The organism is Paenibacillus sp. FSL F4-0100, from assembly GCF_037993005.1.
GTDB lineage: Bacteria > Bacillota > Bacilli > Paenibacillales > Paenibacillaceae > Paenibacillus_AQ.
Window position 1 is genome coordinate 7214646 of record NZ_CP150303.1, and the last position, 24849, is coordinate 7239494.

At 51.3% G+C, this 24849-nt stretch carries 23 protein-coding genes; 5 read left to right on the top strand and 18 right to left on the bottom strand.

Features of this window, described 5'->3' with window-relative positions; genetic code table 11:
* Positions 1-304 precede the first annotated feature (304 nt).
* Positions 305-655, bottom strand: coding sequence for a DUF3243 domain-containing protein (locus MHH48_RS32785; RefSeq protein ID WP_076323927.1), 351 nt, complete (start codon positions 653-655; stop codon positions 305-307).
* Positions 656-750: 95 nt separating this feature from the next.
* Positions 751-2385 (bottom strand): DEAD/DEAH box helicase, encoded by a 1635-nt coding sequence (locus MHH48_RS32790; protein ID WP_076324080.1) that lies wholly within the window; start codon positions 2383-2385, stop codon positions 751-753.
* Positions 2386-2579: 194 nt separating this feature from the next.
* Between MHH48_RS32790 and MHH48_RS32795 the strand changes: the two genes are divergently transcribed.
* Positions 2580-3149: a hypothetical protein gene (locus MHH48_RS32795; RefSeq protein WP_076323926.1), complete on the top strand. Its 570-nt coding sequence runs from the start codon at positions 2580-2582 to the stop codon at positions 3147-3149.
* Here the strand turns inward: MHH48_RS32795 and MHH48_RS32800 are convergent.
* From MHH48_RS32800 to MHH48_RS32855, 12 genes are all read right to left on the bottom strand, one after another.
* On the bottom strand, positions 3146-4816 hold the full coding sequence (locus MHH48_RS32800; RefSeq protein WP_076323925.1) for an AarF/ABC1/UbiB kinase family protein: 1671 nt from the start codon (positions 4814-4816) through the stop codon (positions 3146-3148). The two genes, MHH48_RS32795 and MHH48_RS32800, sit on opposite strands and share 4 nt — an antisense overlap.
* Entirely contained in the window at positions 4817-5134 is a 318-nt protein-coding gene (locus MHH48_RS32805) for a phasin family protein (RefSeq protein WP_076323924.1), read from the bottom strand.
* Between the two features lie 275 nt (positions 5135-5409).
* The gene (locus tag MHH48_RS32810) at positions 5410-6057 is read right to left on the bottom strand and encodes a PepSY domain-containing protein (protein WP_256720657.1); all 648 of its coding nucleotides are present in this window, start codon (positions 6055-6057) and stop codon (positions 5410-5412) included.
* A 128-nt stretch (positions 6058-6185) separates the two neighbouring features.
* Complete coding sequence (locus MHH48_RS32815) at positions 6186-6824, bottom strand: PepSY domain-containing protein (RefSeq protein WP_076323923.1); 639 nt, start codon at positions 6822-6824, stop codon at positions 6186-6188.
* Between the two features lie 88 nt (positions 6825-6912).
* Entirely contained in the window at positions 6913-8265 is a 1353-nt protein-coding gene (locus MHH48_RS32820; protein WP_076323922.1) for a HAMP domain-containing sensor histidine kinase, read from the bottom strand.
* Entirely contained in the window at positions 8262-8960 is a 699-nt protein-coding gene (locus MHH48_RS32825) for a response regulator transcription factor (RefSeq protein ID WP_076323921.1), read from the bottom strand. Before MHH48_RS32825 ends, MHH48_RS32820 begins: the two co-directional genes overlap by 4 nt.
* Positions 8961-8996: 36 nt before the next feature.
* Entirely contained in the window at positions 8997-9635 is a 639-nt protein-coding gene (locus MHH48_RS32830; protein WP_076323920.1) for a ThuA domain-containing protein, read from the bottom strand.
* Positions 9636-9745: 110 nt separating this feature from the next.
* Entirely contained in the window at positions 9746-10561 is an 816-nt protein-coding gene (locus MHH48_RS32835; protein ID WP_076323919.1) for a uroporphyrinogen-III synthase, read from the bottom strand.
* A gap of 231 nt (positions 10562-10792) precedes the next feature.
* The gene (locus tag MHH48_RS32840) at positions 10793-12775 is read right to left on the bottom strand and encodes a methyl-accepting chemotaxis protein (protein ID WP_076323918.1); all 1983 of its coding nucleotides are present in this window, start codon (positions 12773-12775) and stop codon (positions 10793-10795) included.
* 251 nt (positions 12776-13026) lie between these two features.
* Positions 13027-14487: a catalase gene (locus MHH48_RS32845; protein ID WP_076323917.1), complete on the bottom strand. Its 1461-nt coding sequence runs from the start codon at positions 14485-14487 to the stop codon at positions 13027-13029.
* A gap of 190 nt (positions 14488-14677) precedes the next feature.
* Positions 14678-15502 (bottom strand): winged helix family transcriptional regulator, encoded by an 825-nt coding sequence (locus MHH48_RS32850; RefSeq protein WP_076323916.1) that lies wholly within the window; start codon positions 15500-15502, stop codon positions 14678-14680.
* Positions 15478-15873 carry a transcriptional repressor gene (locus MHH48_RS32855; protein ID WP_076323915.1) on the bottom strand — a complete coding sequence of 132 codons (396 nt, stop codon included), beginning with the start codon at positions 15871-15873 and terminating at the stop codon, positions 15478-15480. Before MHH48_RS32855 ends, MHH48_RS32850 begins: the two co-directional genes overlap by 25 nt.
* Before the next feature lie 204 nt (positions 15874-16077).
* Between MHH48_RS32855 and MHH48_RS32860 the strand changes: the two genes are divergently transcribed.
* From MHH48_RS32860 to MHH48_RS32875, 4 genes are all read left to right on the top strand, one after another.
* Positions 16078-17085 carry a D-alanyl-D-alanine carboxypeptidase family protein gene (locus tag MHH48_RS32860; RefSeq protein WP_076323914.1) on the top strand — a complete coding sequence of 336 codons (1008 nt, stop codon included), beginning with the start codon at positions 16078-16080 and terminating at the stop codon, positions 17083-17085.
* 122 nt (positions 17086-17207) lie between these two features.
* On the top strand, positions 17208-17903 hold the full coding sequence (locus MHH48_RS32865; protein WP_076323913.1) for a response regulator transcription factor: 696 nt from the start codon (positions 17208-17210) through the stop codon (positions 17901-17903).
* On the top strand, positions 17896-18993 hold the full coding sequence (locus tag MHH48_RS32870) for a HAMP domain-containing sensor histidine kinase (protein ID WP_076323912.1): 1098 nt from the start codon (positions 17896-17898) through the stop codon (positions 18991-18993). Before MHH48_RS32865 ends, MHH48_RS32870 begins: the two co-directional genes overlap by 8 nt.
* Positions 18994-19107: 114 nt before the next feature.
* Entirely contained in the window at positions 19108-20220 is a 1113-nt protein-coding gene (locus tag MHH48_RS32875) for a diguanylate cyclase (RefSeq protein WP_076323911.1), read from the top strand.
* Here MHH48_RS32875 and MHH48_RS32880 read toward each other — a convergent pair.
* The 4 genes from MHH48_RS32880 to MHH48_RS32895 form a co-directional block, all read right to left on the bottom strand.
* Positions 20217-21167: an aldo/keto reductase family protein gene (locus MHH48_RS32880; protein WP_076323910.1), complete on the bottom strand. Its 951-nt coding sequence runs from the start codon at positions 21165-21167 to the stop codon at positions 20217-20219. The genes MHH48_RS32875 and MHH48_RS32880 overlap by 4 nt on opposite strands.
* 80 nt (positions 21168-21247) lie before the next feature.
* Entirely contained in the window at positions 21248-22357 is a 1110-nt protein-coding gene (locus MHH48_RS32885) for a Ger(x)C family spore germination protein (RefSeq protein ID WP_076323909.1), read from the bottom strand.
* Positions 22354-23463, bottom strand: a complete 1110-nt coding sequence (locus tag MHH48_RS32890) for a GerAB/ArcD/ProY family transporter (RefSeq protein ID WP_076323908.1) — start codon at positions 23461-23463, stop codon at positions 22354-22356. The genes MHH48_RS32885 and MHH48_RS32890 overlap by 4 nt, the downstream gene beginning before the upstream one ends.
* Positions 23456-24817: a spore germination protein gene (locus tag MHH48_RS32895; protein ID WP_076323907.1), complete on the bottom strand. Its 1362-nt coding sequence runs from the start codon at positions 24815-24817 to the stop codon at positions 23456-23458. Before MHH48_RS32895 ends, MHH48_RS32890 begins: the two co-directional genes overlap by 8 nt.
* Between the last annotated feature and the right edge of the window lie 32 nt (positions 24818-24849).

Here is a 24849-nt window from a genome sequence, read left to right on the forward strand (position 1 = left end):
ATCTGATGTCCGTTAGCCTCGGCGTTCGGCGGGGTTCTGGCCATCGTTACTGCGATTTCGTTGCACTTAGATACCTCTTCGTTGCACCTGGTTTTTTTTCGTTGCACCTAGATACCTTTTCGATGCACCTCACCCGGATACCGAAGCCAGGGGGCGGACAAGCAGCTCTAGCTTGCATGCATCATATTATGTATAGAAATTAATATAATCCCTACATCCCTATAAGTATGTTAATTACTACTCTTGAACCCAAAAATCCTTCCACGGCAAGTTGGCCGGGAAGGATTTCCATCTCATACTTGCCTTATGGAGCCGTACGTTTCTGAGCCAGCTTCACAAGCAGATGAGCCAGTTGATGCTGCTCCGCTTGGGTTCCAACCTTCCATAACTCCTGAAGAAGCTTCTCTTCGGAATTCCGGGGCTCCTCATTTGCAGCCAGATAGCCAGCTACCTTCTCTGCTGCCTGCGCCAGCTGCTCTTCATTCAACCCAATGCTCTCGGCAAGCTGAATTCGCTTGTTCAAATAGGATTGGAAGGCATCAAAATCGGCCAGGATCCTCTCCTTCTCCCCATCATCAATCCGGTCCATCGCGTCACTGACCTTACTCACATCCAGCTCACCGTTCTTGTTCACTACATGATTATGTTCAGACATGGTAACGCCTCCTTGTCATTGACTGGGTAACGCTCTCTACTTAAACGGGATTTTCCGGCTTGAAACAGATGCCTTCCAAAAATCTCCTGTACCTGCTAGCGGCTGCGGCCACCGCGCCGTCCACCACTCTGGCCTCTTGCACCGCGGCCTTCGGAAGATCGTGTACCGCCTTGTCCACCGCGACTGCCTTGATTTCCCCGACCCTCGGTTCTGGACTGTCCACGGCTGCTGCTGCTGCCACGTGTTCCGGCCTGTGACTGTCCACGGCCTTCGCCTGCACGCCCGCCGTCACGACTGCCACTGCTGCGACCTCCAGCCGACGATGGTCCGCGTCCCTCGCCTGGACGACCGTCGCGGCTTCCAGCCCGTCCGAAGCCACGCTCATCTCTGCGTGACGATCCGGCTCTTCCTCTACCCTGCTCGCTACCGCGGCTCCGCCCGGAACCCGTACCGCGATCTACCCGGCTTCTGCCTTGACCACGTTCTTGATCAGATTCAAGCGAAGAGATGTTTCTTGCTTTTCCCGGTCTGCCCGTATCCCTGCCTGAGCCGCCGGTGCTTTCCCGAAGGCCTCCTGCACTGGAATCATAGCGCACGCGCTTCAAGCGAAGGGAGATCCCTTCCTCGATGCGCTGTAGATCGTTAAGATCCTTACCGGCAGCGAACGTGATAGCCATCCCGTTCCCCCCAGCCCGTCCGGTCCGTCCGATACGATGGATGTAACTATCAACATCATGAGGCATATCGTAGTTATAGACATGAGTCACGCCCTCAACGTCAAGCCCCCTTGCGGCAACGTCCGTTGCTACCAGCAGCTGGAGTTTGGCATCCCGGAATCGCTTCATCACCGCTTCCCGTTTCGCCTGAGACAGGTCGCCATGAAGCTCGTCCGATTGATACCCATGGGCCAGCAGCGCCTCATTCAATATAGTTGCTCTGCGCTTCGTCCGGCAGAAGATAATCGCGAGAAAAGGGTTATGCTCCTCGATCATGGCACGCAGCGCATCCTGCTTGGAGCGGTCCGTACACTCGACCACAACCTGCTGGATCTGCTCCAGCGGGATCGGGGAAGCCCCCTTAATGACGATATCGACAGGTTCATTCATATAGCTGCCGGCAAGCTGCTTCACGCCGGCAGGCATCGTGGCCGAGAAGAGCATCGTCTGGCGCCGATACGGAAGTGCATGGATCAGTGTCTCGACCTCATCCAGAAAACCCATGTGCAGCATCTGGTCGGCTTCGTCCAGCACCAGCTGCTTCACGCCGCCCAGCTCAAGCGTGCCCCGGCGTAAATGATCCAGCAATCGGCCCGGTGTTCCGATGATCAAATGTCGTCCGCCTTCGAGCTTTCGGAGTTGCTTCTCCACGTCCTGACCACCATAGACCGCCAGGATTTTGATCCCGTCCGGCTCGCCGGCCGTCAGCTTCTTGGCTTCTTCCGTAATCTGCAATGCCAATTCCCGTGTCGGCGCAATAATGAGCGCCTGCGGGTACGCCCGCTTGGGATCGATATGCTGCAGAATCGGCAGCATAAAAGCCAGCGTTTTGCCAGTGCCAGTCTTCGCCCGGGCGATAACGTCCTTTCCTTGCAGCAGCGGCGGGATACTCTCTTGCTGTACCGGAGTCGGCACCGCAATTCCCTGCTCCTTCAGTTTCCGTACTCTTTGTTCGTCAATGCCCAGCTGTTGAAAGTTCGGCAAACGTTCCACCTCATTTAAATTATTTAGCATCTGTCGCGTCAGATCGATTGGATATAGCAAACAAACATACTTACATATAAGTCCCAACAAAATGTCGATCGAATTCGTTCTAAGTAGAACGGAACGTTTTCGTTGTATTTCTTTTCAACTGACAAAAGACCCTGACTTTGGTAATGTCAATGATATAGATATCCAGTTTACACCAGCGAGGAGGTGTCCCCGATATGCATACCCTACAGATCATCCTGTCAGCACTCATCCTGATGGTCTTGTTCGGCCTGATCAATCTGATGATGAATTATATCTCACGACGCGACGGGGAGCCTATCGTCCCCTTCCGAAAGAAGCTGTGGCTTATCCCGCTGTTGTCGGCCTTTATCATTATACCGTTAGAACTCTTCGCGATGTTATATGCCCGGTGGTTCCCCATGTCGGATCCATCGGGGCCAGGTGAAATCCTGGCTTACGACGGTCAGGGCGTATGGCTCAGCTTCTCGCTTACCATCCTGATTGGATTCCTGATCTTCGAAGGTATCCTTCATCCTTTGATCATCACCCTGCTAAGGCTGCTGCTTCGCAAGGATACCTCCATCTATATTAAACAGGCGGTTACAGTCGTGACCGACACGGTTCTGCTGTACATAGCGTTCCTGATCATGCCCGGCATTCCTGTCGGCGGTTGGTTGCAAGCGCTTCTCATTGCCGTATTCTTTCACCTCATAGAGTGGATCCTCATCGGAGTCCAGACTTGGGTGCAGCAGCGCAAGCGGGCAAGAACGGAGTCTGCCGGTTAGAACCTGCCGGATTTGAAAATGGCATACAGCAGCCATGCAACCATGAGCAAGGCTACAATGAATCCAACTTCAATCACGGGGAAACTCCACAGCATCATCGGCTCCCGGCTCAGCGATGAACCAATAATCAGACCCACCATGATGATGCTGAAAGCCAGAAGCACAATGCTGAAGGAGAGCCGGTTACTGACCTGATCCAGCTTGCGCATCAGGGTTTTCAGTTCCGGAACACTGATCTCTACCCGCAGCTTCCCCTTGCTGATCAGAGCCGACAGCTGCCTGGCCTGTCCGGGCAGCTCAAGCAAACTCTCGGCAAGTCCGCTCACCCCATCCAGCACCTTCCTGCCGATCCGGCGGGTATTATACCGCTTCTTCAATAGCTTTCGGCCAAAAGGCTCCGCCATGTCGATAATGCTCAGGTTCGGGTCCAGCATCTCGATGACACCTTCCAGCGTCAGCAATGACTTGCCAAGCAGCGTCAAATCGGGCGGCAGCATAATCCCGTGCCGCTGGGCAACGGCAAACAGATCCGTCAACGCCTTGCCGATCCGCACTTGTGCGAACGGCACATCATAATACTCTCCACGCAACCGGTCCATATCCGACCGGAGCGAATCCATATCGCAATCGTCCGGGATCAATCCCATTTTGGAAATCGCCCGGATCATCCCTTCCGAATTCCGCCGCATCAAGGCAATAATGAGCCCGGACAGATGGTCCTTCATATCTTCACTGAGGTGACCCACCAGCCCAAAGTCCAGAAAGACCAGCTTGCCGTCCTCCCTGACAAGTAAATTCCCCGGATGAGGGTCGGCATGAAAAAATCCCTCAATAAAGACCTGCTGCAGCATGCCATCGATCAAATGTTCAGCGATCGCCTTCAGATCATGTCCCTTGTCCACGATCTCCTGCCTCCGGCTTAAAGTGAGGCCATCGACATACTCCATCATCAGCACTTTGGAAGACGTGTACTCCCAATAAATCCGCGGAATGCGGATAAATTCGTGCTCCGACATCTGGGAGGCTATCTTCTCTGCGTTTCGGGCTTCATGGCTGTAATCCAGCTCTGCCATCATCGCTCTAGCAAATTCGTCAACAATCCGGTCCACACGGTACTGCTTCACCCATTCCCAGTGGCGCTCGGCAATCGAGATTAAATCCCGCAATATCTCCAAGTCACGCCCGATTATTCGCGCTACCCCGGGTCGCTGTACCTTGATCGCAACATGCTCTCCGGACTTCAGCTTCCCGGCATGGACCTGTCCAATCGAGGCAGCGGCCAGCGGTTTGTCTTCAAACTCACTCAACACCTCATCGATCGGCATACCCCACTCTTGCTCAATCAGCTCCCGTGCGCTCACGGAAGAAAAAGGAGGTACCCGCTCCTGCAGCTTCACCAATTCCTGGATAATATGGTCTGGCAGCAGATCCGATCTTGTACTCGCCAACTGTCCGAGCTTTACGAAGGCGGGGCCAAGATCCTCAAGCACTCGCCGTATGCGTTCCCCGAGCGTAATCGTCTCCGGCTGTTCCCTGGAACTCCAGCGAACAGGCAGCGACAGAACATGAAACAGTCCCATCTCTTCCACCATATAGCCAAAGCCATGACGCATGAGCGCCATGGCGATTTCCCGGTAACGTCCGGCATGTCGGATTCGGACCGCCATCTATTCCTGCCGCGATCCTTCCAGTTCTACAACCTTCTTCTCCAGAGTAGCAATGCGCTGTTCCAGGCTGGCGACATCACTCTCTTTGGGAACATCCAGATCGGACAATACACGCTGCACCTGTTCATAAATATAGGTCTTGATCTGCGACTGCTCCTCTTCGCCGCGTTCGACGAGACGGTTCACAAGCGCCTTGGACTCCGCAGGAGCAAGCTCCCCGCGTTTGACCAGATCATCCACGATTTTCTCAACTTTTTCCTTGCTGACCACGGTAAGGCCCAATCCTAACGAGATTGCTTTCTTAAAAAGATCACTCACGGTATATCCCTCCCGGTCGTTGTCTGGTTCCATTATAACCTTTAACGCTGGTAAAAACATCTATCCTTGGACTTGCTTTCATAAGTATAGAGGAGCTGCCTTATCAATTTCCCCTGATTTCACATGAAATATGAGGGCAATCCGCAATCGGATAACAAGCAATTGCATTCCAGCCATGCTTATTATGTAAAATACAATGGAAAAAGCGAACAGGCTGGAAGAAAATGATCCGCCTGTTCGCTTATAAATGCTATCCCATATAGATAGAGAATGACTTAGTCGTCATCCCCATCGTGATCGTCGTGATCGACATGATCCCAATCGTGATGGTCATCATGGACATCGTCGTCATCATGGTCGTCGTATTTCTCATACTCTGCCTTGATCACTTTACCGCTGACCGCATGGACTTCTACGTCGGATGATCCGTTTGCTGTCTTCACTTCGACATCATACACCCATCTGCCATCATCTTGGTCCAGATCCACTTCCACAGCCGTCCCGCCCTTAACGTGTTTAACGGCGATAGCGGATGCCTTGCCGGCACCGATCAGATTGCCTGGAAGGTTGTCACGATCATCATCGTCATCCCGGTCCACTCTTACGCCAAGGGATTTGCCGGTATAGGCATCAATCCATACATCCACATCCCGGTTATTCTGCTGGATCTCCACATCGTACACCAGTTTGCCCTTTTTCCGGTCTATATCCATGCTCTCCACTTTGCCATTGGCAGCAGCCAGTGCCAATTGTTCTGCTTTCTCCATTCCGATCAGCTGCTGCTGCTGCTTCGCTGCTGCTTGAGTTCCCACTGCAGTCGTCTGTCCGGATCCTGCCGCCTGTACAGCGTTATAGCCGTATACTCCACTTGCCGCGATGGCTATGGACAGTGCGCCTGCCCACCATATTTTCTTCTTCATCATCTTACGCCTCCTCATGATTCTCTCCTGTTGATCTCTACAAACCCAATATACTCTCTCAACATGAGAGCTTTCAGAGAGAAAGATTAGAAAACGATGAGAAAACACGGACAGGACCTCTCATCTATTCATCAATCGTCCTCATCATCCCAAGTCACCGTCATGATCTTGCCGGTAATCGCATGGACTTGAATGGTCGCTTCACGTCCGTCTTCCCGCTCGATCTCCACCAGGTAGTAACGACTGCTCTTGTTCTCGCGATATTCCACGTCTTCCACCGTTCCCGGTACCTTCTCTAAAGAAAGCTTGATCGCATATTCTTTGGTAATCATCGTTGCAGGCGGTTCCGAAGTGCCGCTTCCATTTCCACTTTCCCCGCCCGTCGTTCCCCCTGTTGCTTTCTTGTCACCGTGATCCGCTGGCTCGGAAGGAGGAGTATCTGGATCCGGCTCCGTGGGCTCAACCGGTTCGGTGGGCGGCTGCGAAGCCCTCTCATTCAGCTGCTGGATGGACACGATATCGCCCTGGCGGGAATCCACCGTCATCTCATACGTTCCGGTAGCCGACTGTAGCTCCAATCGATACACCTCGCCATCCAGCGTGGTCTTCGTTATTTCGCCGCCAGGATATTGGGAGAGCACCTCCTCCACCACTTCATCCGTTGACATGGCGGAAGTTGAAGGGCTAAAAGGACTCCACACCGCATTCACAATAATCATAGCTGCTACCAGCATCACTACACCCAGCAGCAGACTGACTTTTTTACGCATCGAATCACCTCGGATACAATCTGTCTTTACCGTCAGTATAGCGCAGCATGGTTAGAATACGATGAGAAAAAGGGGAGTTGGCTGTCTTTTATTTCGTTGCTTGAAGCCGAATCGTGGCGGTTGTACCCATACCTGGCAGGCTATCCAGCTCTATCGAAGCCGAGATGGCCTCTGCGATATCCTTTGCCAAGGACAGACCAAGGCCGGCGCCCTCACCCCGGCGGGTACGAGCCTCGTCCACCCGGTAGAAACGGTCGAAGACGTGCTCCAGCTCATCTTTGGCAATGCCGATTCCGCGGTCGATGACCCGGATATAAACTTCCGCTGGCTTCCTGCCAACCTGGATGACGATATGCTCATCGCTGTATTTGCGCGCATTATCCAGCAGAATGAACAAGAGCTGCTTCAGCCTGCGGCTGTCCGTCCAGCCGAGAACCCCGCCATCGGCTTCAACCTCCACCGTGCGGTTATAGGCATCGCGAAATGCGCGCGCGGAAGACTCCGATAATGTCACCAGATCCACCTGCTCCATTTCGACCTGCCATTGATCCTGATTGCGGGCAAGCAGCAGCAGCTGCTCCGTCAGCTCCTTCATCCGGATCGCTTCCGAATGGATCGCTTCAACGGATTCCATGAATAGCTCGGGCCGGTCCAGACCTCGCCGCTTCAACAAACTGGCGTAACTCTCGATGATGGTGAGCGGTGTCTTTAACTCATGGGAAGCATTGGACACGAATTGCTCCTGCCTTGCATGATTGCTCTCCAGCAGCGTAATCATATCGTTGAATGCAGCCCCCATCTCCACCAATTCATCCTTCGACTTCTCCTTCAGCTCGATTCGCCGAAACCGCCCGCTTTGCCGAATCTCCCGCATCGTTTGGATCAAAGCCGTAATCGGCTGCACGATTAAACGCCCCAATATCCGCGTCGAGATGATGACCGGAACTAAGGCAATTGCGGTTACGGCGACCAGCACGATTCGCAGCACTTGGAGCGTCTCCATCGTAGCGGCAAGACTGCGGGCGACCTGGATATTGACCACGACCCCGTCTCTCCAGATGAGGGGCAGGGAAACCATCGTGTACCGGATATTTTCATACTCGACGACCTTCACCTGCCTCTTCGTATCGTAAGGCAGCTTGAGCTCATCCATATCCTCCCCGGAGGAAGTCACCCAAGTAGATGGATACCGTTCATTGGGTCCGAGCAATTGGATCTTCCCGTCCAGCGGCACATAGCTCCGAAGCAATTCGCCCACCGGGATCGTATCCGCAGCCTTGGCCATTTCCCTCGATATTCTGGAGTCCTCGGCTTCCGCTTGCTCCAGCTGGCTGTCCACCGTCATTTTGCTGAACACATAGTATACGGATAAGTTCATGACAATCAGAATGGCCGCCATCAGCACCGATGAATAGAGGTGGATTTTACTGCTCAGCTTCATGGGGTCTCTTTCAACACATAGCCGACACCGCGGACGGTGTGAATGAGCTCGGATGTGCTGTCATGATCGATTTTCTTGCGGACATAACGTATATATACATCGACGACGTTCGTGTCGCCGTAATAATCGTATCCCCATACGGCAGCGAGAATCTGCTCGCGGTTCAGCACCTGCCGTTTATTCTTCAGTAAGTATACGAGCAAGTCAAATTCACGCGGCGTCAGATCGATCCTTCTGCCATCGCGAATGACTTCCCGTGTACCTTCGTTCAATTTCAAATCCGCCGCCGTAAGCCACTCTCCTGCCGCCTGCTCTTCCGGCTCCTGCTTGCCTTGGAGCCGCAGCGCAGCACGAATCCGCGCCAGCAGCTCTTCGATCTGAAACGGCTTCGTAATATAATCATTGGCTCCAAGATCAAGCCCCGATACTTTATCCTCAACGGAACTCTTGGCTGTCAGTAGCAGTACGGCTGTGTGGGAATCATGGGCACGAATCCGCCGCAGCAGCTCAATCCCGCTCAAACCGGGGAGCATAACGTCCAGCAGAATTAAATCGACGTCCTGACTGCGGTATGCCTCCAGCGCATCCAGCCCGTTATCCGCCTTGGTGACCTGATATCCTTCACTCTCCAGCTCGATTTCAAGCAAACGGGATATTTTCGCTTCATCCTCAACAATTAGTATCTTCCCGCTCAAACGCGCCCCTCCTACCGATCGTATCGAAATGGCTTCTTAACCCGGAACGCGTGCAGCCCACTTGGCCGCTTGCGTAATCATTAAACGCAGCTGAGGCTGGAGAAAGGACGGTTCGTGATGGCCCGGCATCAAGAAGACCACACGTCCGATGCCATACGTATGGCACCAGGCAGCAGGCCACTGCTTGCCTTCGAATTCATAATGCAGCAACACGGTTTTTTCCGTAAACGGACTGAATATGAACCGATAAGGCTCCTCGTCCAGCACAAAAGGCTCTACGCCTTCCGTAATATCATGATCGGTCTCCCCCGGAACGAAGTACAGCTTCTCCATGGGCGGGTGTCCGTCAAAACGGGCGCCGATCAGCTGCGCCAGCTCATAACGATTGGCCAGCGTAACGCCGTTATGAATCACAAGCAAGCCGCCGCCTCCGCTTACATAGGACAGCAGACCTGCAGTCTGCCGGGGCGAAACGCGCTCGTCCCATAGGTCGCTGTAGGCGATGCAGAGCTCGTAAGGGTAGAGATTGCTTTCATGCAGCATTTTATGATTTTCCGTGCACTGCACGGTGAACATGTCGTTCAGTAGGTGTGTCATTTGTTTATCGATGCCTTGCAGCGGATGAAACTTCGGGTGGGTATAGCTGCCAAGCAGCAATGCTTTTCTTTTATCCATCGGTCATCCTCCTATTTACTACTCAATATTTCACATGATCCTTAGGAACATGCATGAAGAAGCTGGCATGGACTGAAATCTCCCCAACTTCATTACGTTATATCATGACATTATTCTTGGTTTTGAGCAAAGTAGCGGCCAAGCGCCACCATCATGCTGCCCATTCGCTCTTCCTCGGGAACCACCATGCGTTCAATGCCTTCCTCGCGAAGCCCCTGAGCCGTAACCTTGCCGACAGCCGCTGCCACGACCGGTCCGCGGAACGCCTCCAGCACAGCCTCCAGCTTGCCATGGGCACGTGCATAATCCGCAAGAAAACGAAACTGGGGGGCGCTTGTAAAAGCAACCGCGTGAACCTTACCGTCCACAATTTCATCAACGAGTTGCGAAACATCCTCCTCCAGCGGCGGAATGTGCTTATAAGGCAGGATCTGCTCTACTACCGCCCCACGACTTTCCAGCCAATCCACCAGCTTCGGAGCAGACTCGCCATGCAGCTGAAGAATGACACGCTTGTCCGATAGGTCATGCGGCTCCAAAGACCGGGTCAGCCCCGACGTACTGCCGTCATCATCTCTGACGACCGGTGCCAGCCCGCGCTTTTTCAGCGCATTGGCCGTTTTGTACCCTCTTGCCGCAATCGAGGTGCTCTGCAGCGTTTCATTCAATGTATCCAAAAGGCCCATCTGTTCTGCTGTATCATAAATAGCCTCCAGGCCGATTCCCGTCGTAAATATCGCCCACGGTGCAGGCGCTTTGAGCCAAGCTTCGATCGAACGGCGCAGTACTTCATCATCCAAAAATACGGTTCCCTGGGCCGGACGAAGCAGCGCGGTGCCACCCATCTTCTCCACCAGCTTGGCCATGTCTGCTGCCTTGCGCGGACCAGCCAAAGCGACGATCCGATCTTTCATATGCTGTGCCATGTTATATGCCCCACTCTCATCATTTTCTAGCTTGTGCATCCGTCAGTCTTACAGCTTCAAGCAGTTGACTCCAGTATAAAGGCCCCGCTCCTAGAGATAAAGCCACTTTGGTCTTATTCTTTCATAAAGCCCCCGTTTCCTGCCACAAACAAAAAAGCAGCAAAGGAATATAAGCTCCTTTACTGCTTCAACACGAAATATTCGGGGCATATTACAGCGCCCTTGAATCTCTTAAATCTTAAAGCGTTTCACCATCTCCTGCAGTTCTTCAGCTAAACGGCTTAAATCCGCAGAAGATGCGCTGACCTCTTCCATGGAAGCAAGCTGTTCCTGAGAGGCTGCCGATATGGTCTGGGTCTGGCTTGACGTTTGCTCCGACACCCCACGGATATCTTCAACGGACTTTTTCGTGGAAGCTGTATCTTGAGCCAATTCCTTAGCCGATTTCGAAGTGGTTCTTACCTGGCCGGACACCGTGTTCACTGCCTTTTTGATACGGGAGAAGGAGCGTCCGGTCAGATCCGCTGCGTCAACGCCGTCCGATACCTTCTGCCTGGCGGCTTCCGTCATTTCCATGGTTCGTTCCACTTCTGCCAGTATTCCTGTAATCAGCCCCGATATGTAATCCGCTGAGCTTTCCGACCTTTGAGCAAGCTTACGGATTTCCGCGGCTACAACCGCAAATCCTTTGCCCTGCTCCCCGGCTCTCGCAGCTTCGATAGAGGCATTCAGCGATAATAAACTCGTCTCCTTGGCAATGTCGGTAATGGCTGAAGCGATACCACCGATCTCCTCGGTCCGCTCAGACAGCCGATGGATAACCCCATTCAGATCATTCATCGCATGATCAATATCCTGCATCGTCGCTGCTGCGGTAATCACCGTCTGGTTCCCTTCTTGGGCCAATTCCTCCGTCTGGTTCATGGCTGCAGTAACCTTCTCCAATACATCCGCAATGTCATCAGCATGCCGGGATACTTGAAGAATACCCTTCAGAATCTCCTCCGCGGCGTTCAACTGACGTTCACTGCCGGCGGCAACCTCCTGAATGGAAGACGTAACATGCTCGACGGCGCTTGTATTTTGCAGGGCGCTTGCGGACAATTGCTCTGAAGATGCGGAAACATTCTCCGTCATGGCTTTGACCCCGTGAACCATGTCCCTGAGACTATCCACCATCTGCTGAAAGTGATCGGCCAACTCGCCAATCTCGTCACGCTTGAAACCATTCATGCGAAGCGTCAGATCCCCCTCGCTAATGACTTCCGTCGCTTGGCGCATACGGCGGATCGGTTTGATCACAGAGCTTACATTCCAAGTCACCATGATTAAGGCGGCTAGCAGCGAAACGCTCATAACCACAATCATCGTTTGGCGGATGCCATTAACGGAGTCGTCAACCTCCTTAACAAACATGGTCCCGGCAATTTTCCATCCGGTTCGTTCATTCGTAATGTAGTTCAATTGTTGCTCGATGCCGTCATGATCATAGTGAAAATGACCGGTTGGCTGCTCATACATCTTGGAGACCCAAGCTTCCTTAGCCAACGCGTCCGTCCCTGCGTCATAATCGGGGTGAAACAGATATTTGTGATTTTGATCCAGCACCATCGTATAGCCTTCTTTACCTACCTGCACTTGGACCAGACTCCGGATGCTATGAAGGTTGAGGTCAATGCCCACGACGCCTTTGCCGTCAGGCAGCATCTGAGCTAGCGTTACTACAATCAAGGAGCCCGTGTTCGAAGTATAGGGGGCTGTAATAATCGGTTGGCCCGATGCATTCATTGCCTGCTGGAACCATTCCGTTTGTCTAGGATCATAGTCGGACGGCAGCTTTTCCCCTGATGCCTTGATAATGCCAGCCTGTGCCGTACCGATAAAAACGTCCACCGTCTCCGGATGAAGTCCCAGGTACTGCTTCAGTGCATTGATAGTTGAACCCGCTTTCGCTTCGAGTTCCTTGTCGATTTCAGTGGACTTCATCGCCACGCTTAAATAATTCAGGTCATCGAACTTGGATTGCAGCGTGTGATTAATGATCTCATTCGCCGTCTCGACGCTCAGCGATGCACTGCGCAGAATTTCTTCCTCGACAGTTCCCTTGGCGTCACGGTAAGTGATAATACCGATAGCGCAGCTGGGCACAAGAAGCACGAGCAGAAATGTGAGAATCAGGTTTCTTCTAATACGATTAGCTCTTTTTTTCTTCATTGGTTTCTTTCCTTTCTAAACTGCAGTGAATCTCACCTGTCTTCTATAAAAAAATACTCCTTTCAACTTATCGGCATCTCTAAGACCATTCATTATGTAGTATATATAGGTAATTATTTCCACTAAAAGAGGGGTACCCATGTTATGCGGGTACCCCTCTTGGCGGCGGTCATAGACCACCTCTATATAAAGGCCATCCATCCTGCACAGCGAAAAACAAAGATGGCTGGCTCTTATAAGTTCAAACTACGTTACTTCGGCTGATTGGAAGGTATGAATCCGCTCAGGTCTACGCCAAGTCCGGCAGCGAGTCTTGCACCATATTCGGCGTCCGCACGGTAGAAATTGCATACGGCACGGAGCTGGATATCAGATTTGACCTGACTCAGGTCATCAACCAGATTGCGGATCAAATGATCCTTCTCCTGTTCCGTAAACGAACGGTACAATTCTCCGGCTTGGGTGAAATCATCTGTTTTTTCAATACGCTGGCGAACGACATGCCCGATGAGCGGTGCTTCGCTTTCATTTACAGTAGGGTCTTCCACAGGACCTGTTGTATAGCTGTTCGGCTCATAGTTTACCGGCGACGGATCTTGATTCACGTTCATCAAGCCATCACGTTGATGATTACGCACAGGAGCATACGGGCAGTTAATCGGGATCTGCAAATAATTCGCACCGAGTCGATGACGCTGCGTATCCGGGTAAGAGAATAGCCGGCCTTGCAGCAGTTTATCCTCCGACGGCTCGATGCCAGGCACCAGCGCACTTGGGGAGAAAGCGACCTGCTCAACTTCGGCGAAGAAGTTCTGCGGATTGCGATTCAAGGTCATGGTGCCGACCGTTACGAACGGGAAGCGATCCTCCGGCCAGGTCTTTGTAGCATCCAGTGGATCAAAGGACAATTCATCCATCTCTTCCGGGGACATCAGCTGTACCTGCAGGCGCCATTTCGGGAAATTCCCGTTTGCGATGTGCTCATGAAGATCACGGGTGGCGTGATTGAAGTCCTTGCCCTGCACTTCGACCACTTCATCGGCATTCAGCGTATTCACGCCTTGTACGGATTCCCATTTGTATTTAATGTAAGTCACTTTACCTTCGCTATTCACCCACTTGAAGGCGTGGACACTGAAGCCATCCATCTCGCGATAGTTCGCTGGTGTGCCATGATCCGAGAACACCCAGGTCATCATTTGCGTGGATTCCGGGGACAGCGTCATGAAGTCCCAGTACCGGCCAGGCTCCTGGATGTTGGTCTCCGGCGAAGGTTTCAAAGAATGCACCATATCGGGGAATTTGATCGCGTCGCGAATAAAGAAGACCGGAATATGATTCCCTACAATGTCATAGTTGCCTTCCTCCGTATAGAACTTCACGGCAAATCCGCGTGGGTCGCGTGCCGTTTCGGGTGACCCTGTTCCATGAATAACCGTGGAGAAGCGAACGAACACAGGAGTTTCCTGACCAATTTCCTGCAGGAATGCAGCTCTCGTATAAGGCTTCATGTCGTGCTCCACAACAAATGTGCCATGTGCACCTGCCCCGCGGGCATGAACGACACGCTCCGGAATCCGTTCACGGTCGAAGTGGGCAATTTTTTCGATCAGATGATAATCCTCAAGCAGCGTCGGTCCGCGGCGTCCTGCCGTTTTGGAGTTTTGGTTATCTCCGACTGGAGCCCCTTGATTGGTTGTCATTCTATCCATATATGAACCCTCCATCATTTCTATAATTGATTTTAGACTGAATCTAAATTTATGATTTGATTGTATCACTGGAGAATCCATTGGATCATGATTGTCGCATGAGTGTTATATGACCCTTCTATGATCGTTATATGAAGGTCGGATGAATTCATTTTGAGTACCGCAAAATGAACAAAAAAAGGGAGGGGGATTAGTCCGCCAGGCGGTATCCCACTCCTCTAACCGTTGCAATATAGCGCGGGGCTCCCGCGTTGTCGCTCAGCTTTTTACGCAAGCTTTTGATGTGGACGTCAACCACATTGCTGCCGCCCATAAAATCCGTATCCCAAATTTTGCACATCAGGTCCTCACGCGTGCAGACGGCTCCTTCGCTGTCCAGCAGGAGCATCAGCAAATGATACTCTGTCTTGGTCAAATGGATCGGAGTGCTGCCCCGGTGAATGGTCATTTTATCCCGATCAATGGATAAGTCTTTATAGACGAGGCCGCGCATGACCTCTTCTCCACCCGACAATCCGGCAGCAGGAGAGAATAATCGAATGGTTCGCTGCACCTGATACATCATCGTATCTTTGGAACGGGCAGGCCATACCATAAGCTCTTCGTTTAACAAACTTGAACCTGCTTTGCTCATTAACTCTTCCCCTACTAGGTATAGAATCGGAATAGAGGAATGTTCGGGCAGCAGGAGTTCCTTCTCCTTGTTGAACGCCGCCATATTCCGGCAGCCCGTCATATCGGCAATAATCAGTCCTGTATTCAATGCCGACTGAAGACGCGGTTCCCATTTGCGGAACATCATCACCTCGAAGCAGTTCTCGGTCAAGGTAATGAACATTTCATTCACCCGTCCGGGGGAACGGCTTAATAACGCAGCCCGCAGGGTTGTGGGACAAGCATCCCCTATCGCCATCGCGATCGGCGTCGTCGGACGAACATACAGATTGCCGGACTGGAAATCAGGAAATGAATAGACCGTTCCCAGTTCCGTCATTTCTTCCGTTTGGTTTGACATTCTGGACACACCCCCCCGAATACGACGTGAGCATGATGGATGACGTAATTGGTTTCACCGGCTACCGTAGCAGCCCAATCCTCTGGCACCTCCGTCATGACCTCGTCCACTTTACCGCATACTTCACAAATAATATGTTGATGATCGTCCATACGGGCATCGTACCGGCTCGCGCTCTCGCCCAGCTTCAATTCACGGATCAGCTGCTTATCCGTCAAATAACGCAGGGAATTATAAACCGTTCCGTACGCTAAATTATATCCTTTCTCCACCAGCCGGTTCATGATATCCGCAGCAGTCGGATGATCATGCGATTCCCGAAGGACATCGTACACCGCTTGGCGTTGCGTCGTCAGATTTAAAGATTTCAAGGTATTCACCCTTTTAATTTATTTTTAGATCAAGTATAAATCCTATTCTCTTCAAGGTCAACATCCCGTGCCAGAATTTCCGCTGGTAATCTTTAAGATTTCTTTAGATTCAATTAAAAATTCCTTTAGCTTGTGTGGTTAGAATTAGAACATACATAAAACGATGAAACATATATAGCCCGCCAAAGGAGGCGATCGATCGCCATGGAATCCATAGCCAAGCATCCCCGTCAAGCACCGTCATCCCCTGAATTATCCCGGCGGCAAGCCGGCACGATTCGGCATAAACCTGCGAAGCCCCGCAAGGGACGCACAAAATTAAGCTTGCTCCTGCTATTGTTTAGCGTCATTCTGATGGCCGTGTTCATAGCGCGGGTGTTTATTCCTCCTCCCATCAAAGCCAGTTCGGCCATCTTGATTCATGCAGATACCGGCCGCGTGCTCTATGCTATGCATGCCGATCTTCCCCTTCCTCCCGCGAGCATGTCCAAGATGATGACCGAACTGCTGGTGCTGGATGCTGTTCGTTCTGGGCAGCATGCTTGGGACGAGAATGTACCGGTCAGCCGATATGCCGCAGAGGTGCCCGGTTCAGGCATCGGCATGCATGAAGGCGAACGTTATACGTTGAAGCAGCTGTTCGAAGCGCTCATCATCCATTCGGCCAATGATGCGGCCGTAGCTATTGCGGAGCATCTCGGCGGGTCGGAGTCCCGATTCGTGGAGAGCATGAATACCCGGGCGAAACAAATCGGCCTCTCTGATCGCACCTTCTTCGCCAATGCTTCCGGTTTGCCTGCCGCTGACCTCGCTCCCTTTGCCGAAGCGGCCACCGAACGCGATACCGTCATGACTGCCAGGGATTCGGCCATGCTGGCCCGATGGCTGCTTAACAAACATCCGGATTTGCTCGAGGTAACCAGCCAGCGCGATTTGCTTGTTCCGCAGAAGAAGCTTTCCCTGCATACCACCAATCTTATGCTGCCTGGCGAGCCGCATTCTTACGAAGGTAATGACGGATTTAAGACCGGATACACCCGCTCCGCCGGTTATTGCTTTACCGGAACTGCGTCGCGGGGTGGAAATCGGCTGATTTCCGTCGTGATGGGAACCGGGGATGCCGATCAGCGGTTTACGGAAACCCGGAAGCTGATGGATTACGGATTCGAACGGCAAGGCATTCTTTCGAATCTCCTATCCGCCCTTTTTTAATTGTTGTCATAGAAGAACTCACGATTTTGAAGGCCAAGCTGCACTCTATGGGGTCGATTTAGGGTACACTGTTCGTAAGGAATCATCGTTTCCAATGGGGCGATTTACTGGAGGATATCTTAATGAGAAGTATATTAATCGTAGATGATGATAAAGAAATTTCCGGGCTGATCTCCATCTATCTGGAGAATGAGGGTTACCGCGTAATCCAAGCCCATGACGGGGAGGAAGCACTGCTGGCCATGACCACCAATAACGAGACGGTGGATCTCGTGATTCTGGATGTCATGATGCCTAAGCTGAACGGGATTGACACCTGCCGCAGAATCCGCGAAACCTCGTCCATTCCCATCCTGATGCTGAGCGCCAAGAGTGAGGATATGGATAAAATACTGGGGCTGATGACCGGCGCGGATGATTATATGATTAAACCGTTCAATCCGCTGGAGCTGACGACTCGCGTCAAAACACTGCTGCGGCGCTCCACTCTGTACAATGCGGAGCTGCATCGGGAGGACAGCGAGCGGATCGAGATTGATGGGCTCGACATTAACCGGAGTACGCATGAAGTAACGGCCAACGGCAAAGCGATCTCTCTGACGGCGAGAGAATTCGAGATTCTGTATTTGCTTGCCCGCCAACCGGGGAGAATCTTTAGCGCCGAGGATATCTTCCAGCAGGTCTGGAAGGAGAAATATTACGTATCCAATAATACGGTCATGGTTCACATCAGCAACTTGCGGGACAAGCTCGAGAAGGAGCTGGGTTATAAGCTCATTCAAACGGTATGGGGTGTCGGGTACAAAATCCATGCGTAAACTGCAATGGAAGATCATCACGCTGTTCTTTGTCGGCGGAGCCCTGACCCTGTCCATCCTGTTCATCGCCCAGCAGATCATCCGAATGATCGGTCGGGAATACTGGAAGGAGCCTTGGGTAAACACCCTTTTCAGAGTTGATCGTACTTTGGAGGATTTCTTCGGTTTCCCCATCATCCCGACGATCATCGGCATCATGCTATTTATCTGCATGGTATTGCTGCTGAGTCAGAGCACCATTCGTCAAATCAACCACTTAATGGAGGGTACACAGCGTTTGGCGAAGGGCGAATTGGATGAAGAGATTATCGTTAACTCGAATGACGAACTGGGCCAGATGGCAACGCACATCAATCAAATGGCCAAGCAGCTCAAGCTATCGCTGGAAGAGGAACGAATGGCGGTCCAGTCCAAGAACGAGCTGATCAGCAACGTCTCGCATGATCTTCGCACCCCCCTCACCTCCATCATCGGGTATTTGCGGCTGGTCAATGAAGACCATTACAAAGATGAAGTCGAGCTCCGGTATTATACCGATATCGCGTATGATAAGTCGCTGCGCCTGGGCGGACTCGTGAACGATTTGTTTGAATATACACGAATGGGGTACTCCCCGATGAACCGTGTTGACATTAATTTGGTGGAGCTGCTCGCACAATTGGCCGTGGACTTTTCACTAACCGGGCAGCAGGAAGGCGTACAGGTCAACTTCACGCCTAAAACTGAGAAAATCATGATCTCCTCGGACGGGGATAAACTGATGCGCACCTTCGAGAATCTGCTGTCCAATGCGGTACGGCACGGACGGGAAGCCGGGGTGGTGGATTTGAAGGTATCAAGTGATTCGAAGTTTGCCGTCGTACAGGTCATCAATTACGGCCCCCCGATCCCTCAATATGCGATCCCCTATCTGTTCGAGCGGTTCTACCGGGCGGACGAATCTCGCACCGATCAAACCGGCGGCTCCGGACTTGGCTTGGCTATCGTAAAGACCATCGTGGATGCCCATCACGGCACGATTCAGGTGACCAGTAATACGGAACGGACGATGTTTGAAGTTCTCCTACCTTTGGAGACTCCTGAAAATTAACAAAATAAAACATTTAATATTCGACATACAATTCCATTTTCCGATAAAATAGGGTGTGAATGTCTTCATCGCCTTGCCGCCCTTGTGCAAGGTACATGAAAGGAATGATCCCCCATGACTAATATACTATTTACCAACTTTTGTATATTTGTGACTTTCTTATACTTGTCCGGACTGCTGTCCAAAAAATATGTAGCAGGCGTTGTGACACCGTCCATCAGCGTTAAGATCAACGCTGGACTGCTCTTTGGCATTTACGGGATCATCTTGATGTACTATTCTTTCCCGATTGACCCCCGGTTTTTCGCGGATTTGCGGCATTTGGCCATTGTAGTGATCGCCAGCTACTTGGGTTGGCTTCCATCCCTGATTGCCGGCGTGCTCATTGCGCTCGGGCGATTGATTCTGTTCGGCATGTCCGCTTCCTCTGCCATTGCGGGAGCCGGCATGCTACTGATCGGCATCATATGCGGGACGGTATCTCGTATCCATTGGAATCGTTTAAACAAAATGCTGCTCATGAGCGTATCGAGCATGCTGGTGCTCCTAGGCATTATGTGGATGAATATCCAGGACCACCATAAGGTATATACTGTCTTCACACAGCACCTTATCATATCCGTCCTCGCCACGGTGGTCATCTACATGTTGACGGAGTATATCAACACGTCCAATCAACTATTTCTGCAGATGAAGAAAAATGCGGAAACGGATCACCTGACCAGTCTTCACAATTTGCGCCAGTTCGAGCAGCTGTTGTCGGAACGTTTTCTCGAAGCCCAGCATTTCAGCGAACGGCTGGGTGTTCTTGTCGTGGACATTGATCATTTCAAAAAAATAAACGACACCTACGGCCATGCGGCCGGAGATGCCGTTTTGCAGCAGCTCAGCAAAGTGCTGAGGGAGCATTCCCGTTCTTTTGATGAAGTGTCCCGCAACGGCGGGGAAGAATTCTCGGTGCTGGTCCCAGAAGCGACCATTAACGAAACGGCCGCTATTGCAGAACGAATCCGGGCCGCCGTAGCGGATCATATCTTTGTCCTGGAAAACGGAACCAAGATCCAGATCACCGTGTCGATTGGGGCTGCCGTACATCCCGATACGATCCGGTCGAAAAATGCCAAGGAACTGCTTCAGCAAGCGGACCGCGAACTGTACCGCGCCAAGGACAGCGGGCGCAACCGCGTATGCTCCGCTCCCGAAATCCATGATCTGATTCTTTCTTAATTCGAATCCGCCTTCAGTATTTCTTCAATGGCAGTCAGCGTATCTGAAGAGAGCTTAATACCGGAAGCCTTCACATTCTCTTCCACCTGCTCCGGACGGCTGGCCCCCACCAGTGCACTAGCTACGTTATTCTGACGCAGAATCCAGGCCAAGGCCAATTGGCCGACGGTCATACCCAGCTCGTTCGCAACAAGGCCCAGCGCCTGTACCTTCTGAATGCGGTCTTCACTCATTTTAAGCCCGTCGGCTCCAATCTTCGATGCGCGGCTGTTCTCCGGCACGGCTTGCTTGGAGGCGTACTTGCCCGTCAGCAGCCCTTGCGCAAGAGGAGAATAGACCACTTGACCAATGCCCTTCTTCTCGCCTAACGGGATGATCTCTTCCTCGATCTTGCGCTCGAACATGTTGTACAGCGGCTGATTCACCACGATGCGATCCAGCAAATAGCGGTCCGCCACGGCCAATGCCGCTTCCATCTGGGCAGCGGTCCACATGCTGACTCCTACATAGAGCACCTTGCCTTGCCGGACAAGGTCATCCAGCGCCCGCAGCGTTTCCTCTATCGGTGTTTCTTCATGATGTCGATGGCAGTAATAGATGTCGACATAATCGGTACCCAGCCGCTTCAGACTCGCATCGCACTGCTCTCTAATATGTTTGCGGGAAAGCCCCTGATCATTGGGTCCGTCCCCCATTTTGCCGAATACCTTCGTGGCCAGAACATAGGATTCCCTTGGGAATGCTCTCAAAGTTTCCCCGACAACCACTTCAGCCGCCCCCTGGGCATACACATTCGCTGTATCAAAAAAATTAACGCCGAGTCCATATGCGGTCTGAATCGACTTCACCGCATTCTCCCGTTCCACATATCCCCCGTACGTCAGCCAGCTCCCGAGACTGATATCGCTAACCTTCAGTCCGCTTCCGCCTAATCTTCTAAATTCCATATGTGAAACCTCCTTCATACAAGATAGATGCTTATCCCTTATTGTAACATCTTCCTGTACGATAGACAGATGTGCCCTGTCTAACGTTTATAACCGGTCGACTTTATTTTCACCATGACCGATACATTAAACTTGGCATGGGGATACATGGCGTCCCATTCCTCCATCTCCGTCTTATTGTTCCAGTGCGTCCCTCCATACCGAAGGCCGAAACCCAGCGGGTCCAGGCCCGTTTTCTGAATTTTCTCCAGCAAGTTTTTCACCGCTTGGGATAGTTCCTTGCTAAACTGCTCTTCGATCTTATGCAGACCCTTCTGATTCAGTTGTGTTGGATCCTCTTTCTCTTCCAAAATCGCCGTTATCCGAATATTGAAATCAATCGTTTCTTCCCCTGGTTTATCCGTTACGATCTTGTATCTTGCTCGGGTTCTATCCGTGTTGACTTCAAGCAATTTGCCGTCCATTTTCGTCCCGAAATTCGTGCTTAAATTACGACGATCCAACAGGTTAAACAGCCTGGTTTCATCCGGCGTCAGAATCACCTTCACCTTGTCCTTATCCATCAAGGCTACTCTCTCGATATTCAGGATCTTGTCAGTGGTAGTTTCCACAACGGGCATGACTGGATCTTCCCCTTCCTCTAACATTCGGCGGGACAAATCGAAGGAGTATGTCCTAGTAATGAAGGGAGATTCCGTCCCATCCTCGCTGAGCGCCAGAAATATTGCGTTCCCGGCAATCCGCTCCGTTGGAGGATCCGTCTTTAATACGGCTTCTGCCGAAGGAATGGCGACGGCTGGATACATTAAGAGCTGCATATCCCGCCTCCGAACGGTCCAGTCCTGGATTTTGCTGATATTTTTTCGAGCATAGGCTTCGCCGTACATGACCCCCTTGCAATGACCAAAGTCAAGTTCCTTATCCACTTTGGATTTGACCTCCCTGATCGCTTCCGCAATACTTGTTGATTCTTGTGTAATAAGGAAAGACTTCTTATCCCCAATCTTAGGGTCTCCTGAAGGAATCGCCATTTTGAAGGTAAATCGGTTCATATCGGGGTTTTTCTCAGAGACGTCAATACCAATGGACACGACAAAAAGTCTGAGATCGATATCCCTAAAATCACATCCCGACACAAATAAAAAAGAGCAGCACATGAGCCAGACCAGCCATCGTTTCAGGTCTTTCATGCCTTCTTCCTCCTTTTCCTCCATACCGCATAGAATAATAGGGCAATGAGCAGGAATTCCCCAGCGAACCGGACGTCCAAAAAGACAATCGCCATATCATTTAATATGTATTGATTAACGATAAACGACGTGCCGAAGATAATCAGGGAAAAGAGGAGAAGCACCCACCACTCGAATTTCCTCCTTTTAGACATCGCTTCCCCCTTATCGACCTTTAATCCGAAGCCTCCCAGAATCAACTCCTTGCCCACATGCCAATGAACGATGGAATTCACGAGGGAGAGGCACATATACACCACGTAGAAGACATAAATCATCCGTTCAATGATGAAATAACGAATCCGAAGTGAGTCCACCGTCGAGAAGGCAGGATACACGTGTCCTCCGGCGCCCGCGGCTCCCAATATGCCGATGGATGCAAAGATCGAAACCAGAAGAGTAAGAATACTAACCATCACAATCGCCCAAATATGCCGCACCCTGAATCGGTGAAATATCCGATTAAATACCACCATGTTCACGTAGCCAGTAAAAATATAGGTTGCCGCGGCTACAGTCCCGTAATTGGGCATGTTCCATGCATGGGTAATGATCTGCCTTACGGCATCCCAACTGAAATACGGATTGCTGAAGATACGCCATGACATATAAGCGATGATGGGGACGGTAATGTACAGAATCATCTCCAGGGCATAAATAATGGACTCGGAATCCAGCCTGGCACTTAGTGCCACAACCACCAGAAATCCCATCAGAACGATATAGGGTGATACATCCGGACTGATGTATCGGGAGGTAATATCAACGAAACTGACCAAGGTAATGACGCTGGAGAAATACCACCCGAGTCCGTATAAAACAAGCAGGATGCCGGATATCCACTTGGGCATAACTGAATGAAAAATCTCCGGCAGCCCTTGTCCCGGAAATTTCTGAATCAGCTTCACGAAGGTAAACAGCAGCAGAGTGCCAATCGGAATGGACACGAGGATCGACATCAGCGCACCGTCAAAGCGATCCGTAATCAAGACGCGGGGGACATAATTAATCAGGTTGATGGTTGCATTGAGCAGGAAGAGGTAATAAAAATATTTATTTCTAACCACTTCGCTGATCTCCTTTCTTGTTCCAATCCATCGCAAACATCTTCAGGTAGGGTTTGCCAAAGGACCTGAGGCTCGTAAGGTACATGATCATGGCCACTATGCCCAGAACGATGCCAACCAAGCCGAAGAAGGTGGCCAGGACAATGAACAAATACTTCGTGACACGTATGCCGAAGCTCATCATACTAATCGGTATCACGAAATTTGTTATCGCAACGGCGGAAACCAAGATGATCATGATGTTACTGACCAGTCCCGCTTCCGTAGCAGCAGTCCCCAGAATGAGACCCCCTACCGTGGTTGCGGTTTGACCAATCGCTTTGGGCAGCCGGACACTCGCCTCTGTCAGAAATTCCATCGCCAGCAGCATGAAGATCACTTCGAAGAAAGACGGGTATGGCACCGTAGCCCGACTTCCTGCAATAAGCAGCGTAACCTGCATCCTCAATATTTCCGGATTGTAAGAGGTGAAGGCCACGTAAAAACTTGGTATCAGCACGGTGACAAACAATGCGATATACCGGATGACCTTGAGAAACCAGCCCACCGGGGGAAGCTGTATTTTGTCATCCATCGCCGTAAAGAAATCATTGAATATAGCCGGCAGTAAAATGGCATATCCCGTGGAATCCATCAACACAGCGATCTTTCCTTGAGATATATTCAATACAGTCCGGTCAGGGCGTTCGGTCAGCATAAGCGTCGGATACAGACGGAATTTAGGATTCATCGTATGTCTCTCGATTTCAGAGGCCGATTGCACAATATCCGCCTTGATCTCGGACAATCGCTTTCTAAGCTCCTGTAATACCGTTTCTTCCACTTTGCATGCATCATACATAATGATGATTCGAGTCTGTGATATTTTGCCAAGGGTCATGAATTCCGTCTTCAAATTCACGGTTTGGTAACGGTGACGAATCAGATTCAGGTTCACCTCGATATTTTCCGTAAACGAATCATCGGGGCCTTGAATGACGTTCTCCGTACTGGCGGGTTGGATGAAGCTTGCATTAACCAATACGGCGTCAAACAGGAGCACGCTGTCCCGAATGAATATGGCTACGCAGCCCCTTAGTATATTACGGAGCAACTCCTGTTTATCTTTTGGCTCCACACTTGAGGGAAAGGATCGGATGAATTGGTCGTATAACTCCAAGGAATTCAGCTCATAGAAACGGTTGATCAAATTATCGTTAATCATGATAGGGTCGCACATACTCTTAAGATAAATCAATAACGCATGCTCACCTTCATTCTTCAGCTCACGCTGCTCGATATCCCCGACATTACGAAGATGTTCTTGCAGACATTGCCTGGCTTCCTCCGCATTTAGATATTGTTCGCTGGTCATGATACCACCCCTCATTCACTAAATTCCGGTTC